12 protein-coding genes are annotated in these 15,938 nt (G+C 44.9%); 5 read left to right on the forward strand and 7 right to left on the reverse strand.

Annotated features, from left to right (window positions below; translation table 11 throughout):
- Positions 1-68: 68 nt before the first annotated feature.
- Positions 69-1,502: a tryptophan halogenase family protein gene (locus AC3RV5_RS20350; protein ID WP_489732223.1), complete on the forward strand. Its 1,434-nt coding sequence runs from the start codon at positions 69-71 to the stop codon at positions 1,500-1,502.
- 9 nt (positions 1,503-1,511) lie between these two features.
- Positions 1,512-2,225: a DUF6445 family protein gene (locus AC3RV5_RS20355; RefSeq protein WP_489729394.1), complete on the forward strand. Its 714-nt coding sequence runs from the start codon at positions 1,512-1,514 to the stop codon at positions 2,223-2,225.
- A 26-nt stretch (positions 2,226-2,251) separates the two neighbouring features.
- On the opposite strand, the gene AC3RV5_RS20360 is transcribed toward AC3RV5_RS20355, so the two are convergent.
- Together AC3RV5_RS20360 and AC3RV5_RS20365 are read right to left on the reverse strand one after the other, a co-directional pair.
- Positions 2,252-2,947 carry an endonuclease/exonuclease/phosphatase family protein gene (locus AC3RV5_RS20360; RefSeq protein WP_489729395.1) on the reverse strand — a complete coding sequence of 232 codons (696 nt, stop codon included), beginning with the start codon at positions 2,945-2,947 and terminating at the stop codon, positions 2,252-2,254.
- Positions 2,947-5,109 (reverse strand): VTT domain-containing protein, encoded by a 2,163-nt coding sequence (locus AC3RV5_RS20365; protein ID WP_489729396.1) that lies wholly within the window; start codon positions 5,107-5,109, stop codon positions 2,947-2,949. Before AC3RV5_RS20365 ends, AC3RV5_RS20360 begins: the two co-directional genes overlap by 1 nt.
- 643 nt (positions 5,110-5,752) lie before the next feature.
- Between AC3RV5_RS20365 and AC3RV5_RS20370 the strand changes: the two genes are divergently transcribed.
- A complete protein-coding gene (locus AC3RV5_RS20370; RefSeq protein ID WP_489729397.1) occupies positions 5,753-5,959 on the forward strand; it encodes a cold-shock protein in 207 nt (68 codons plus the stop codon).
- 302 nt (positions 5,960-6,261) lie between these two features.
- Here the strand turns inward: AC3RV5_RS20370 and yaaA are convergent, their stop codons facing one another.
- Positions 6,262-7,038, reverse strand: a complete 777-nt coding sequence (gene yaaA, locus AC3RV5_RS20375; RefSeq protein ID WP_489729398.1) for a peroxide stress protein YaaA — start codon at positions 7,036-7,038, stop codon at positions 6,262-6,264.
- Between the two features lie 83 nt (positions 7,039-7,121).
- Complete coding sequence (locus AC3RV5_RS20380; protein ID WP_489729399.1) at positions 7,122-7,643, reverse strand: O-acetyl-ADP-ribose deacetylase; 522 nt, start codon at positions 7,641-7,643, stop codon at positions 7,122-7,124.
- Between the two features lie 216 nt (positions 7,644-7,859).
- Between AC3RV5_RS20380 and tal the strand changes: the two genes are divergently transcribed.
- Positions 7,860-8,813, forward strand: coding sequence for a transaldolase (tal, locus tag AC3RV5_RS20385; protein WP_489729400.1), 954 nt, complete (start codon positions 7,860-7,862; stop codon positions 8,811-8,813).
- Positions 8,814-8,894: 81 nt separating this feature from the next.
- Positions 8,895-10,538, forward strand: a complete 1,644-nt coding sequence (gene pgi, locus AC3RV5_RS20390) for a glucose-6-phosphate isomerase (RefSeq protein WP_489729401.1) — start codon at positions 8,895-8,897, stop codon at positions 10,536-10,538.
- 249 nt (positions 10,539-10,787) lie between these two features.
- Here pgi and AC3RV5_RS20395 read toward each other — a convergent pair whose 3' ends face one another.
- From AC3RV5_RS20395 to AC3RV5_RS20405, 3 genes are all read right to left on the reverse strand, one after another.
- Positions 10,788-11,783: an alpha/beta fold hydrolase gene (locus AC3RV5_RS20395; RefSeq protein ID WP_489729402.1), complete on the reverse strand. Its 996-nt coding sequence runs from the start codon at positions 11,781-11,783 to the stop codon at positions 10,788-10,790.
- 152 nt (positions 11,784-11,935) lie between these two features.
- On the reverse strand, positions 11,936-13,534 hold the full coding sequence (locus tag AC3RV5_RS20400; RefSeq protein ID WP_489729403.1) for a cation:proton antiporter domain-containing protein: 1,599 nt from the start codon (positions 13,532-13,534) through the stop codon (positions 11,936-11,938).
- A gap of 286 nt (positions 13,535-13,820) precedes the next feature.
- Positions 13,821-15,596, reverse strand: a complete 1,776-nt coding sequence (locus AC3RV5_RS20405; protein WP_489729404.1) for a Calx-beta domain-containing protein — start codon at positions 15,594-15,596, stop codon at positions 13,821-13,823.
- Positions 15,597-15,938 lie beyond the last annotated feature (342 nt).

The raw sequence follows: 15,938 nt of genomic DNA on the forward strand, positions 1-15,938 counted from the left end.
TAATTTTGCACACAAACAATAGAGCAGTAAAAAAAGTCGTGATTGCCGGTGGCGGAACGGCCGGCTGGATGACCGCCGCAGGATTAAGCAAATTATTAGGCAAAAACTTACAGGTTAGTTTGGTCGAATCAGATGACATCCCTACTGTCGGCGTAGGCGAAGCGACCATCCCTACCCTGCATATTTTCCATAAGTTATTGAGCATAAATGAAGCCGAATTTATGGCGGCCACTAATGCTACCTTTAAACTGGGGATCTCCTTTGAAAACTGGCGAGACGTAAGCAAAGACTATATTCATTCGTTTGGTTTTCTTGGCCAGGATTGCTGGGCGGCGGGTTTTCAGCATTTTTGGCTGAAGGGCAAAAAGCATAATATGGTATCCCAAATTGGCGATTATGTGCCGGAACATCTAGCCTGTCGAGAGGGGCGCTTCGCGGTATTAGCTAATCAGGACTTGAATCACGCTTATCATCTAGACGCCGGTTTATATACCCAGTTTTTACGAAAAATTGCCGAGAAACATGGTTGTAAGCGCATTGAAGGCAAAATACAGCAAGTCACCCTGGACGAAGATTCCGGCCATATCAATTCCTTGACCCTAGCCTCAGGCGAAGTGGTCGAAGGGGATTTATTTATTGACTGTACCGGTTTTAGGGGCTTGCTCATCGAGCAGGCGCTGCATACTGGTTATGATGACTGGAGCCACTGGTTGCCCTGTGACAGTGCCATCGCCGTGCAAACCAAAACCGTGGGTAAGCCAGTACCCTATACCCGCTCTATCGCTCGGGATGCTGGATGGCAATGGCGGATCCCGCTGCAAAACCGCACGGGAAACGGTTTTGTATTTTGCAGTAAATACTTGTCTGATGAACAAGCCAAACAAGCCTTATTGGCTAATATTGAAGGCGAATTGCTCACCGAACCCAGGGTGATTAAATATAAGACCGGCACCCGCCGTAAACATTGGAATAAAAACTGTGTGGCGATAGGGCTCTCTTCCGGTTTTATTGAGCCACTGGAATCAACGGGGATCCACTTATTTCAACGGGCGATTATTCGCCTGATGCTAATGTTTCCCTCTGCCGGCATCAATCAAGCGGATGTAGATGAATTTAATACCCAAACCAAGACCGAAGTGGATGGCATAAAAGATTTTATCATTTTGCACTATCATCTGACGGAGCGTAAAGACACTGCGTTTTGGCGATATTGCCGCAATATGCCCATACCCGACACCTTAAAACACCGCATGGCATTATTTCAGCAAGGCGGCAAAGTGTTCAAAAAAGCCGAAGAGTTATTTGGTGAAACGTCATGGATCCAGGTGATGCTGGGACAGGGTCTAATGCCAGAACAATACCACCCCATTGTGGATATGATGTCTGACGACGAATTGCGCGGGTTTTTAGATAACATCAAGGCTGGGGTTAAACGTAAGGTCAACAATTGGCCAGACCATATTGATTTTATCAACCATTATTGTAAGTCAAACTCGATGTAATCTAGACCGATGCAAAATTTTAGGGTAATGCTCAATTCGGCAAATCAAGCTCAAGTGCACTTCATAGGCTATGAAGAGACACCTGTGATGATCTTTGACGATTTTGCCCTAAACACACACCAATTAATTGAGCATGCCTGCAACAATGGTGATTTTAGCCGAGATAGTAATTCTTACTATCCGGGTATTCGCACTGCACTACCACGACAATATGTCATTGATGTACTGCAGTGCGTTTATCAGCAAGTCTGTGAACTTTACAAAATCCCCCTGAAACTGCAGCTAAAGGTACAACCGTCGTTTTATTCACTGTTAACGTTCGCGCCAGAAGAGCTTAATTTGCTGCAACGCTTACCCCATTTTGATACAAGTAAGCCGTTTTATTTTGCGGTCTTGCACTATCTAAATGCCGGCCCCCACGGCAATACTGGATTGTTTAGACACAAACAAACCGAATTTGAGCGAATTGGTGATAAACGGGTCGACGAATATCTCAAATCCGCCAATGACTATGTGCAACGAGTGGGCGAGCCAGAGGCCGCTTACTTTTCGTCGTCAAACGGCCAGTACGAGCTTTACCATGAGATAGAATACAAACCCAATCGATTGGTGATTTACCCGGGTAATTTGTTGCATTCCACTATCGTTTGCCCCGATAGCGATATAGATGCTGACCCGCGAACCGGCAGGTTAACCGCCAACCTGTTTATCGATTTCAAGTAACTCCTAGAACTTGCATGAAGAAGCCCTTACAGGGCGATATCGAGCAAAACAGGATAATGATCTGAATAGTATTTGGTGTGTGCTGTTTTCAAAACCTGAACGTTGTTAACCGTCAAATCAGCACTGGTCCATACGCGATCAAGGCGGAATAGCGGCCAAGACGTGGGGAAAGTTGCTCCCACACAATGCTGGATCAGCACCTTATTCAGCCGGGTAAACGCCCGGGTGAAAAACTGCCACTCATTAAAATCTCCAGCCACTATTATAGGCATAGACGACTGCCCCATGTTTTGCCTGATATATTCGTCGAGCAAGGCAAACTGTTTACGCCGCTCATGTTTTTTCAAACCTTTATGAGTATTGATTAACGTGAGTGGGCCGCGCTCTGTGGTAACGACTAATTCCTGGATATTACGCGGCTGAAATCCTTGCTGGCTGACATCAATAGTCTTATTGGTCACGACCGGGAAACGACTTAAAATAGCATTGCCGTACCAGCCCTGGGGCTCGGTAATAGCGGGGGAGGCAGTCAGAGAGCGAAAATGGTCTCCACAGATATCTCGCACGTCTTGCTCGCTATCCCGAGTAACATCTCTCGTGTCCATTTCCTGCAGCAGAGCGATATCGATTTTATGCTCTTTCAAAAAAAGACCAATACGCTGGTAACTCTGCACTTTATCGCTGCCCACTCCGCTATGGATGTTATAGGTTAAAAGACGCATCAACCTGTGGCACGGCTAGCTTGATACATTTTTGCCAATTTTTGTGAGACCACTATCATCAGGATCCAAAATATTAACCCTCCAACCAAATAACCAATGCTCTGAGGTGACGGATCGATGAATATTTTACTCAAAGAGTCGCCGACTAAGCCTTTGGCTATCATGGGCGGGAACATGCCTAAAAAGGTACCAGCCAAAAACTGCCACAGGCCGATGGACGAAATACCTGCCACCAAATTGACTAAACTAAAAGGCGCTATGGGTAACATGCGGATAGCCGCCACACCGACTATGCCACTGTCTTTAAACTTTTCATCCACGTTTTTTACTCGCTGCCCGCCTATTTCACGTAACCCTTTATCACCCATAAAATTACCGAGTATAAACATCAGGGCCGAACTCAATAATGCGCCGGCCATGCCATAAATTGGCCCCCAAATGGGCCCGAAAACAGCGGCCACTGCCAAGGACAATACAGTAACAGGGAAAAATACCAGGCCGCCGATCACGTATGCCAAACAAACAGTAGGTAGGGCCCAAAGGGTGCCCCGGGTATTTTCCAGAAATTGTTCGAGATTCTCCGCAGTTAACCAGGGGATCGCCTGACCAGCTAAAAAAATGGCCCCAGCAAATACTGCAATAAAGGCAAAAACGATTAAATACACAATCGTTTTTTGACGGGGATTACCAAATCCTATCAGTTTACCATTAGCCATTTGGATAGGGGCAATCAGAGGTTCTTCTGGGTCCGAAAGGGAACTGAGCATGGGTTGCCAGGTTTTGTTGGTAAATTGCTCATCCTCTACTTCAGCGAGTTGGTAACGATCTGGATGTTGATCACTCATTAAAGCGAATAAGGGATCGTATTGCGCAAATATCTTTTCAATTTGCCCAATACTACGCCCGGTATGTTCGGCTAACAGGTCATTTCTAACCCGGGCGATATCCTGTTTGTTTTGCTCAGAGTCACCGGCAAACACCAAATCAATTTCAGTGTCCAGGCTCATGGAGCGATTGCTTAAGTTAGATGAACCGATAACCAGATAGTTATCATCGATAGTCATTACCTTGGAATGTACCCTTTTATGGGCAACATTGCCGGTGGCATCAGTTAACGTAGAGTAGGTCATTTTGATGCGCTCTGGGTCGATACCATTTTCCAGAATATGTTTAAAATCGATCCTGCTTGCCCAGTATGCTTCAGTCTCAACTTTGCCTTTAGGTTCATAAGAGCTAACCACCACCACTTGTAAACCAGGGCAAGTTTTCAGGCGTTTGTTTAAGGCTTCTGCAATTTCTTGTCGAGTAGTAAACTGATTTTCGATGAAGATGAAATGCTGCGCTTTATCGATCAAGTCCAGCAACATAAGCCTCACCTCTTGCACGGGTTCGACTCCGTCCATAAAGGGAATAGTTCGCGCAAGCGCACAATTAATATGACTAATAGTAGGAGGGAAACCATCCGGCCACGACGGCGGAAGGTGTCCCTGATGCTGCGTGCCTTGATTGGCCAGTGGAATAGCGGCCATTTCGCTGATCCGATCCCAGCGCCAACGAACTAACTTAGCCAGCTCCCCAACCAAAGGACCGGCAGTGACAACTTGCACATCGTGTAAGGGACCATGCGGCCCGTCTGGTCCAACCCGTTCTGGATGCTCACATAAATGTTCTCTGGTATCCCATCTATTTGTTGACACATCCATGCCTCCGGTGAAGGCAATTTGATCATCGATAACCACTATTTTTTGATGCTGACTGCCCCCCATGGGAATAGTGTCATCCAGGTGGGTCTTGACGTTATCCGGGGTTTTTTCATCCCATACTTCTTTGGCCCACATTTCTCTTTGACTAAAAAATGCCAAAGACGAATCCCAGCGTAATAAATAGATTTTGATCTCAGGATCCTGCTCGGCTTTCCACTTAAGTAACTCGCTGATAACAGAAGGCGCTTGAGCATTGTTTTCCTCTTCCCCTCTGAGCAAGCGAATGCGGCTATCGATATCCCAACCCACAATGAAAATACTGTGTTTGGCTTTTACAATGGAACTATGTAGAGCCTGATAATAATTAGCCCCGTCAATTAAAGGGGTGGCATAGTCCACATGGTCTATTCTCCAGCAGTTTTCATCCAGCTTAAATAAAGATGAAGCTTTGGTTGTCATTCTCAGGTTCTCCTAATAATTCTTGGCGCCAATTTTAGGTTGTACGGTTTACTAAAGGGGATATACAAAACAAAGTAACTTCAAACGACCGTAAAAAATTTACACAGCCCTGCCCTTTTTTTAAATAGGTTGCCAGTCAACGCTGATCGCTCCGCGGTGGCGGTTAAGCCTAGTTTGCAACATGCATGGAGCACTTTTTGCTTAATAGCTGCCTCAGTAAAAAGCAAAAATTGCGCCAGTGAGGACGAGGTTGAAACACCTCAAGTAATGACTTGATACCTTGGGAGACTCTTTTGAACAAACATTTACTATTTCACCCACCAACATAATTAAGCAAACAAACGAGTATCCGGCACTGCCAAATTTTTGACGGGTACAAGTCGTGGTAGTGAGGTGTAAACGGCATATTCAACAAAAAATAGCGCTAAAATGGTGTCTTTTAAAATTAATTTAAAATATTTATTTTCCCTTGCCGCTGACCTGAGGGCTACTATTTACATGGGGTTAACCGGTTTTTGGCGTGGATTGATCAAGGCTCTTTGACCGGTTTTTCGTTAATTGTTCGGATTTAAAGCAGAATAGCGGTTATACTGTGCTCGCAGGTTTCTGCAAACAATGAAATTTATTAATTAAAGAGTATAGTATGAGTAAAGGTACAGTTAAGTGGTTTAATGCAGACAAAGGTTTCGGTTTCATTACTCCAGAAGACGGAAGCAAAGATTTATTTGTTCATCACTCAGAAATTAAAAACGGTGGTGGATATGCAACTTTAAACGACGGCCAAGCTGTTGAATTTGAAGTTGGCCAGGGTCAAAAAGGCCCATGTGCAAATAATGTTGTTCCTGTTTAATTTATTAAATAAATAACAACATAAAAGATTGTAAGTCGGACCGCCTCGCGGTCCGCAGCTTTTCATCTTAAACAGTCAGCATCAGTAAAACGCTTTATCCTCCCTTAGTTATTGAATAAACCCTCAGTCAAACTTTTCTTAAACATACGATCCAGTACATTCAAAAAAAGCTTATTAGTACCATAATACCCATCAGCCCATTATTGTTAACTCGGTTTACTATCTTGTTGTCCTAGCATAGGGAAATTAGGTCTTTTAGCGTTTTCAAATATCAAATTACCTGCAACGTCTCTGTACCGAGGTTAATTTTGCTCGTCTCTGCAAAATACCAGCTTGTGTCCGTCACTCATACGCTTATCAAAGTGGTAACCGGCCACATCAAAATCTTGCAGCTGTTTTACGTCACTTAACTGATTTTGAATTATAAAACGCGCCATCATGCCACGGGCTTTTTTGGCGTAGAAACTAATAATTTTGTACTGACCATTTTTGCGATCTTTAAATACGGGCTCAAATATTTCAGCCTGTAAGGCTTTGCGATTAACGGATTTAAAATATTCGTTGGACGCCAAATTAATCAGCTGTTTGTCGCCTTGCTCTGCCAGTGCATCATTAAGCTTATCGGTGATCTTGTCTGCCCAAAATTGATACAAATTGCTGCCGCGCTTGGTATCCAGTTTAGTGCCCATTTCCAAACGATAGGCTTGCATTAAATCCAGAGGTTTGAGTACCCCATACAAACCGGAGAGAATGCGTAAATGCTTTTGCGCGAAAGTTAGATCCGGTGAATTAAAAGATTGGGCATCTAATCCTGTATACACATCTCCGTTAAACGCCAATAAGGCTTGTTTGGCATTATCTTGCGTAAAAGGGGTCTGCCAACTGGCATAACGATCGGCGTTGAGCCCGGCTAGCTTGTCGCTGATTTTCATCAGTGAGCCGATTTGAGCCGGGCTTAACTTACGACAACGTTTAATTAACTGGCTCGAATCGGCCAATAATTCGGGCTGGGTAAAATGCTCAGTAACTGGAGCTGTCTCGAAATCGAGATTTTTAGCTGGGGAAACAACGAGTAACATTCTAAATCCAATAAGAAATCAGAAGCGGATGATACCAACTTAAGACGTTTTCACCAGCGCAAAAAATTGATGAGCTTAATCGTTCAATGCACCTGACTGCGTCCTAAAGCATTAAGCAGACTCTGATGGGTCATCTCATCAAAGGCACAAAAGATCACTTTGCGCAGGTGAACATAGTGCCCCAGTTCTTCAATCACAGTGTTAACGGCAATACTGCAGGCTTCGTCGATGGGAAAACCATAGGCACCACAACTTATGGCGGGAAAGGCTATGGAACGTATTGAGTATTGAGCGGCCAGGCTGAGTACGCTGCGATAACATAGGACGAGATCGTTGCGTTCGTTATTTAATCCACCTTGCCAAACAGGACCTACAGTATGGATAACATACTGACTAGGCAACAAAAATCCCGGAGTGATTTTTGCTTCACCAGTCTTGCACCCAGCCAGTTTTTTACAGGCACGCTGTAAATCTGGCCCGGCAGCGTGATGAATAGATCCATCGACTCCGCCGCCACCGAGTAAGCTGTGATTGGCGGCATTCACTATTGCTTCCACTTGCAGATGCGTTATGTCATCTTGCAATAACGTTATTTTTGCTGACATTGGCGTAGTTTTACTCGCGTCTGTAATTTAACGGTTATATCCTATGTTAAACTGTAACACGCCGTTTCGCCTGATACGCCAACGTTTGTGCAAGTAGTAAACCGTTATATAATAGGCACTAATAATGCCGGGAAAAGCCACAACAGTCCGCACAGAACATATACTTTTGTTGATTAAAATGTTGTAATTTTACAACATAATGAATTCGAGGTTACCATGACCAGTCAGTTACAAGCATTACGTGAAATCACCACTGTCGTTGCCGATACCGGTGACATTGAAGCAATAAAAAAGTATCAGCCTGTTGATGCCACGACGAACCCATCGTTACTGTTAAAAGCCACAGAGATAACACAGTACCGGCCCCACCTGGAAAATGCCGTCGCCTGGGCCAAAGAACAGTCGAATGACGCTGAGCAGCAAATCATTGATGCTGGTGACAAGTTGTCGGTAACTATTGGAACAGACATAGTCAACATCGTTCCCGGACGTATTTCCACCGAAGTTGATGCGCGTCTTTCATTTGACACCCAAGGCAGCATAGAAAAGGCCCATAAACTTATCGCTTTGTATCAAGATGCCGGTATCGACAAAAGCCGAATTTTGATCAAACTGGCTTCTACCTGGGAAGGCATTAAAGCGGCTGAGCATTTAGAAAAAGAAGGCATCAATTGTAACCTAACCTTGTTGTTTAGCTTTGCTCAAGCCCGTGCTTGTGCCGAAGCGGGTGCTTATCTTATTTCACCTTTTGTGGGTCGTATTCTCGATTGGTACAAGGCCAGTACAGGCAAAACCAGTTACCCGGCCAGTGAAGATCCGGGCGTGCAATCTGTTACCCAAATTTATAACTTCTACAAAGAACATGGTTATAAAACTGTAGTCATGGGTGCAAGCTTCCGCAATATCGGTGAAATTACTGAGCTTGCCGGTTGTGACCGTTTAACGATTAGCCCTGGATTATTGGAAGAATTATCCAACAGCGACGCGCCACTTGAAGTGAAACTAAAAGATAACGGTGCCACCAAAACAGCTGGCCAGCCTCTTGACGAAGCCGCTTTCCGCTGGGAAATGAACCAGGATGCCATGGCCACTGAAAAGTTGTCCGAAGGGATCCGCAATTTCGCAGCTGACCAAGTTAAGCTTGAAACACTGTTAAAAAACTACCTGTAATACTAGCATTATATAAAGAGCGTCTGATTAGACGCTTTTTTTTACTTTATACATTCTACATTAACTCCCAAGGAGTCCTGCATGACTGCGTTGACTGATACCCCTACTTGGCAAAAACTTGCTTCTTTAGCTGAAGATGTTAAACAACAGCATATGCGTGATTGGTTTGCTAACGATAGCGAACGCGCCAGTAAATATCAGCAGGTGGCCTGCGGAATCGAACTAGACTTCTCAAAAAACCTGATCACCGACGAGGTGATGCAAACCTTGTTCAAGCTGGCCGAAAAATGCCTAGTCAGCTCCAAACGGGATGCGATGTTTGCTGGCGAGTTAATCAACCACACAGAACAACGTGCTGTGCTGCATACCGCCTTACGCAATTTTTCTGGTCAGCCCATATTTCTCGATGGCGCAGACGTGATGCCTGATATTTTGGCCTGCCAACAAAAAATCAAAGACTTTGTGGCCAGTGTGCACAGCGGCAACCGCAAGGGGTATACAGGCCGCCCCCTTAAACAGATTGTAAGCATAGGCATAGGTGGTTCCTTTTTGGGTCCGAAAATCATGTCGGAAGCTCTTAAACCTTATTGGTTTGAAGGTGTTAAAGTGCATTTCGTGGCTAACGTCGATGCTTGTCACATTCAAGACGTACTGGCTACGCTGGATCACGAAGAAACCCTGGTGGTTATGTCGTCTAAGTCGTTTACCACCCAAGAAACCCTGCAAAATACCTTAACCGCCAAAGCCTGGTTTTTAAAGGCCGGTGGTACCCAACAAGACATTGCTAAACATTTTATAGCTGTGTCGTCTAACATCAAAGCAGCAACCGAATTTGGTATGGCCGAAGAGAACATATTCCCCATGTGGGATTGGGTCGGTGGACGTTATTCTTTGTGGTCAGCCATTGGTTTACCCATCGCCTTAACTATGGGTTACGACAATTATCGTCAGTTGCTTGAGGGTGCTTTCGCCATGGATGAGCACTTTAAAACCGCTCCACCCGAGCAAAACTTACCAATGATAACGGCTCTACTTGGCGTATGGTATATCAACTTTTTTGGTGCCCAAAGCCATGTTCTTTTACCCTACTATCACTATTTACGTGGATTCCCTGCTTATGTCCAGCAGCTGGATATGGAAAGCAACGGCAAAAATATTGCCGGTGATACTACCCAAGTCGATTACGCCACAGGTCCGATTATTTGGGGTAGTGAAGGCACTAATGGTCAGCATTCATTCCACCAGCTTATTCACCAAGGTACCTTGTTGATCCCGGCTGACTTCATGCTGCCGTTAAATGTAGCCAACCAAGATCCCACCCATCACGCCATGTTGGCGTCAAATTGTTTCGGCCAAACTCAAGCCTTGATGCAAGGTAAAACCTTTGAGGAATGTTACAGCGACCTTGCTAATAAAGGTTTAAACGATGCCGAACGGGTTGAATTGGCCACACATAAAACCATGCCAGGTAACAAACCCAGTAACACCTTGTTGTTTGAAAAAATGGATCCAAAAACGCTAGGAGCACTTGTGGCCATGTACGAACACAAAGTGTTTGTGCAAGGGGCAATATGGGGTGTGAATTCATTTGATCAGTGGGGAGTAGAGCTTGGCAAAGAGTTAGGTAATCAAGTGCTGGATAAAATCGTCAACACCGACGCGACGCTGGCATTTGACAGCTCAACCAATGCATTGATCGCGCGCTTCAGACAAGCTAACAGCTAGCCTAAACGGAAAAGGAGGCCCTAAGGTCTCTTTTTTCTTAACCACCGATACCGACGTGAAATGATAAAGGGCATTATACAGCAAGTCTTGTTGTGACGATCAATACTGACCAAATAGACTGCCCATTATGGTCATTGCCCCAAACCAAGCACCAGGGCCGCCGCCTTCAAACATATGATAACGACCGAATGGCGTCACCCTGTCTTTTAGGCTTTAGGTGATATCAGACAACCGCATGCTGAGCTGGACTTAGTTCAGTGCTTGCTCAAGCGCCACTTTAAAGCGCGCAAAGTCCTCGATCTGCGGCAGATGTCCCACGCCAGCTAAGTTATATAATTTGCCGCCATCAATCTTTTGCAACACCCGCTCTCCGAGCAGATCGTAGCGACCCAGTTCGTAGGTATTGCCCATTTTTTGCCAGTTTCGCCCTGGGCCTGTTCTGTCTCTGGTGCCCAATATTAAGCGAACCGGCACTATCAGGTTTTCAAATTCGTTGATGACAGGTTGAGTGAATATCATATCGTAGGTCAAAGCATTTACCTTAGCGATCCTCTCTTTGTCTGGCCCCTGGGCTTGGCCAATTAAAAAGTAGGTTAGCTGGGCGTAATCCTGATTCCATTTACCAGCGTAATAATTACGTTGTTGATAAGCCTGAATCGACTCTGCATTTTTTTTCAGTTCTTGCTGATAGAAAAAATCCACGTCTTTATAATCACTATAAGTCAGGTAGTTCTCAAGCCCGATGGGGTTAACTAACACTAAGCGGAATGTTGTTTCAGGAAACATCAAGGCAAAGCGGCTGGCCAACATGCCCCCCATTGAGTGGCCAAGCATAATGCCTCGCTCTACCCCAAGGGCGTGCATTAACGACTTGGTATGCTTGGCTAACGCAGCAAACGAATATTGGAAATCCACAGGTTTAGAAGATTTCCCAAACCCTACTTGATCAGGGATGAGCACGCCGTAGCCCTGATCGTGCAAATATTTAGCGGTTGTCTGCCAATACGCGCCGTTGAAGTTTTTACCGTGTAATAACACCACCACTTCTTTTTTGGCGGACGCGGGTAAATACATATAAGCCATGTCTAAAGACTGGCCTTGAGACTGCAGTGCAAAGTGTTGCACTGGGAACGGATACTGCACTTCACTCAATGTAGCGTTGTAATTTAACGTTTTTAAATCTAGTGGTTTGGCCGATAACGACAAACTAAAGATTAAGCCTGCCAATATACATAACATTTTCATTTATAGCCCTTAATGCTGAATGCACAGAGTGTAACTCGGTAGAAATAGCGTAAAAATCACAATCAATAACGCGGATGCTAGCACGTACAAGCAACGCAAAACCTATTCATTAACTAATAGGGTGAGTTTTAAGTTAACGCTCGTCAAAGCCCTCATGTAAGGGGTTTTGCTACCTCATACGCGCCTTCAGCACTGAGCATACGTAAACTTTCTTCCGCCAAACCCGCTCCGGCTTCGGTAAACATGTTAAACACATAATCTGTGCCCGTAGACATCAGCTTTTCGACTTCATCGTCGTAACGCGCAATGGCAGCAATTTTACCCTGGTAATTGGCCACGCGAAGCTGCTGCGTTATATGCGCGGTGTCATCAATTGAGGGCAGCGCCAGCAGTATGAGTTTAACGTCTGTGGTGTCGACATTTTCCCACATGTCGGCATCTTCTCCGTCACCGACTATCACCCGCATGCCGTCTGCTTGCAACGTGTGAACTCGTGCCGGGTCAGCATCAACACCACACAATTGATGGCCTAAGTTAGGCCGCAAGGCGCCATAAGCCCCTTTGCCTACCCGGCCCATGCCGATCAACAAAACTTTGGCACCATCGGGTTGTTGATAAATATCTTCTTTGAGGCGTTTTTTACTTTCATATTTCCGCAACCTTAACTTAAGATCCAGATACTGGCTGTGGGCTGTTTTATAACGAAAACTGGTAAAAACAAAGGAAAATGCTACAGACAAGGCGATGATGACTAACCACTGTGCTTCAAGCCAGCCCGTTCCCACCGCGAGTGCCGCAACGATCAACCCAAACTCACTGAAATTACTCAAAACTAAGCCAGACAAGTAAGCTGTGCGGGCGCGTAATTTGAATTGTACCAAGGTAAAAAAGAATAATAGGAATTTAAGAGGAACCAGTGCACAAAGTAACAGAGCGATGGCAACCATTTCCAAGTTTGGTAAGGCGATCAGGCCAATCGATAAGAAAAATCCCACCAAAAATAAATCTTTAAAACTTAGCAATGATTTATTCAACTCGGCGGCTTTGGCATGAGGGGCGATCAACATACCCAGGATCAGCGCCCCTAAATCACCTTTTATACCAACGAGATCAAATAGATAGTAGCCGCCTAAAGCGAATAGAAAACCGGTTAATGGCAATAATTCGCCATGACCCGCGCTATGGACCAAGCGATACAATACCGGACGCACAAACCACAGGGCAAACAACGCCAAAGCCCAAATAGTGGGGACCTTGCCTGCGGCCACTACCAAAAATAAAACCGCAAAGATATCCTGCATAACCAGGATCCCGATGGCTATTCTGCCATGGCGGGTTTTGAGTTCACCGCTCTCCTCGAGTATTTTAACGATGCACACCGTGCTGCTAAAACTTAGGGCAAAAGCTAAAAGCGCACATTGTCCGGCACTCATGCCGCTAAAATAAGATAACCCCAAATAACTTAAAGCTAATAAGATAGCAGAGGAACCCAATACCCAAATTAACATATGCTGGGCGCTGGCAACCAACACTTCGGGCTTCAGTAAGTCTTTAACTTTGAGCTTTAAACCTATGGTAAAAAGCATCAAGGTAATACCCATATCCGCCAGGGCCTGTAAATTATCTGACGATTGAAAACCCATATAATTGAGCAAAAAACCTGCGCCCAGAAAACCGATCAGTGGTGGTAAGCCAAGCTGCTTCATGCTTAACCCACCGATAAATGCACATACTAACCAAATGATTTCCATTACGATTAAATCTTATAAACTTAGTTGGCTGTAGCATGGCAAGATTGAATTTTTTATCAAGAGCCAGGGACCATTTCGACGAGGAAAACCTAGAAAAACCTGCGGTTAACATATAAATGCGATTTGCCGAATTTTTTAGATCCGACTACATCGGTCAGAAAAAAATAAAGCTCAAATGAAATAGACTGGGAATATATCGGCTTCACTCGCAGTTTTTTGATACGCAAAAAAAAAGCGCCAAACCTGAATTAGATTTGGCGCCCTTAACGCAATCATTGACCGCGGATTATTTCTTTCTAAATAACAAACCGGCTAGTAATACTGACAGCCAACCAAATGATCCACCACCACCGGAACTTGGGGGCGTAGTCGGCGCTGGAGTAATGGGCGCTGCCGCTTCGTCATTATCCAGAATTTGTGCAGTCGACTGGCTATTGGTGATCACTATAGATTGGTCATTAGTAACCGTGACTGTAAAACCTTCGGTCTTCTCAACCAGTATATCGTCCGTGGTCGCAATATTAACGGTTTTCTGAGTTTCACCGTCCGCGAATATTACCGCTGTATTTTGCGCTGTAAAGTCACTAGCAGAAGCAGCATCTAAACTGGTAGTAGCTGTCATTAAACTGGTAGCCACATTCAGGGTGATCTCACCGTCCGAACCGTTAATTCGATCAAGAGTGACAACAACATTCCCACCCTCTGCTTTAGCGGCACTAACCGATACCGTAATTTCTCCCGGTGCAGGAGTAACTGCCACGCCATCATCGATCGTTAAGGTCGCCTGAGTCGAAGACACTGTGGCCGCACGAGGATAACGCAATGCCAGATCGACTGATTCTTGTGATTCACCGTCTCCATCGACGACCAAATCAAGTACAACCGTAGCCGAACTTTCACCAGAGGCGAAGATCACACGTTTGCTGCCAGATGCCACCGCAATATCGCCACCGACCGTAGCACTGCCATCTATTACCGCCACGTTCACTTCAGATTCACCGGTCAGACTGCCTTCTCTAGTCAGCGCGATGGACACCGTACCGTCTATTTCATTCACCGTATAATTTGCTTGGCTAAAAGAAATAGTGCCTGAACTAGCAGGAGCATCCCAACGATTAGCGGTCAGTACAGCGTTGGAGTTCAGTACCCTGGCGTTATCTGTCTTGCCCAATTCACCGCAAAACTCACCACCGAGCTGGATATTAGGATTTGAATAGACGTTCACAACATTATTTTTGACGTAGCCGCTCCACATAATAGTATTTTTGCCGCCATCACAGGTCGTTGCTCTCGCATCCGGGTCAGACAATATCGTAGATATGCTGCCCGCCTCGTGGTCGCCACCTAAGTTATGCCCAATGACGTGCATAAAGATACTGTAGGCTTCAAGTTCAAACTCTGCAGACAGGCCGTCATAACGATCGAAAACAGCGCTTAACTGCCCTTCGTTGGTACCGACACCCAATGAGAGTTCGGTTTGGTCCGATTCACGGAAATCCCGCACATACATCACCAAATCGGCGCCATAGGCTTCATATTGATTGTACTCGTAGTAGGGTCCCTCGGCACGCGCTTCTGCATTGAGCACGACAGAATTGAACCGATCTAACGCACCTTGAGTAATAACATTGCCACCACTATCTTTTGTACTTTGCAAAGGCAACTCATCTGATACATTTTGTAATGGCTCTGCATTTACCAAACGTACGGAAGCATCTACTTCACTGCGCACAAATGCTTCGTTTATTCCCGCGACCATCTCACTAAAGCGGGTATGGGCTGATTGCTCGCCAACCTTAGACAGGTAGGCTGGCTGGAACCACACAAAAAGATCTATTACCACCGGATCGGCTTTGGTCGAAGCGCCAGGCGACGATTTGGCACTCGCTTGATAGGCCAAAGGGCGAGATTTAAGTTGCTCAAGTGTGATCTCAAACTCGCTAGGAGCCAGTGCATCGTCTAAGTAAGCTGGAATTTGACTTTCGTTGGCTGCAGCTGAAGAAACCGCTAAACTCACACCGAAAGCCACAAGAGAGGTGAAGAAAACTTCTTTTTTAATCATATGACACCCTAAACATTAATTACAAAAAAGGTACCATTAATACTTTAATTATTAGTTTAGAAACCCACTTAACTAAAATCTAAAACATCAATGAAACTTTAGATACAAATTTAATATAGTCGGTGACATCATCAATACAAGAATTGAGTAACTACCAACGTCCATATCAGAAAATTCATTTTGACAACTTAATCTTAACAGTAGCTGAACAAACTAGCTGCTATTACTGTCACCGTGCAATATTTATCGAAATTCTTTAACGACTTCATTATCACCGTTCAGGCAATTTACAGCAATATATTAGTCAATGTTCATACAAATTTCACACCACTTTTATTAATC

Source organism: Paraglaciecola sp. IT1134 (genome assembly GCF_058068185.1).

Coding starts and splice junctions, on each gene's coding strand:
- AC3RV5_RS20360 (WP_489729395.1), bottom strand. CDS start 2,947: ATGCGTCTTTTAACCTATAACATCCATAGCGGAGTGGGCAGCGATAAA.
- AC3RV5_RS20350 (WP_489732223.1), top strand. CDS start 69: ATGACCGCCGCAGGATTAAGCAAATTATTAGGCAAAAACTTACAGGTT.
- tal (WP_489729400.1), top strand. CDS start 7,860: ATGACCAGTCAGTTACAAGCATTACGTGAAATCACCACTGTCGTTGCC.
- AC3RV5_RS20365 (WP_489729396.1), bottom strand. CDS start 5,109: ATGACAACCAAAGCTTCATCTTTATTTAAGCTGGATGAAAACTGCTGG.
- AC3RV5_RS20400 (WP_489729403.1), bottom strand. CDS start 13,534: ATGGAAATCATTTGGTTAGTATGTGCATTTATCGGTGGGTTAAGCATG.
- AC3RV5_RS20380 (WP_489729399.1), bottom strand. CDS start 7,643: ATGTCAGCAAAAATAACGTTATTGCAAGATGACATAACGCATCTGCAA.
- AC3RV5_RS20405 (WP_489729404.1), bottom strand. CDS start 15,596: ATGATTAAAAAAGAAGTTTTCTTCACCTCTCTTGTGGCTTTCGGTGTG.
- yaaA (WP_489729398.1), bottom strand. CDS start 7,038: ATGTTACTCGTTGTTTCCCCAGCTAAAAATCTCGATTTCGAGACAGCT.
- pgi (WP_489729401.1), top strand. CDS start 8,895: ATGACTGCGTTGACTGATACCCCTACTTGGCAAAAACTTGCTTCTTTA.
- AC3RV5_RS20370 (WP_489729397.1), top strand. CDS start 5,753: ATGAGTAAAGGTACAGTTAAGTGGTTTAATGCAGACAAAGGTTTCGGT.
- AC3RV5_RS20395 (WP_489729402.1), bottom strand. CDS start 11,783: ATGAAAATGTTATGTATATTGGCAGGCTTAATCTTTAGTTTGTCGTTA.
- AC3RV5_RS20355 (WP_489729394.1), top strand. CDS start 1,512: ATGCAAAATTTTAGGGTAATGCTCAATTCGGCAAATCAAGCTCAAGTG.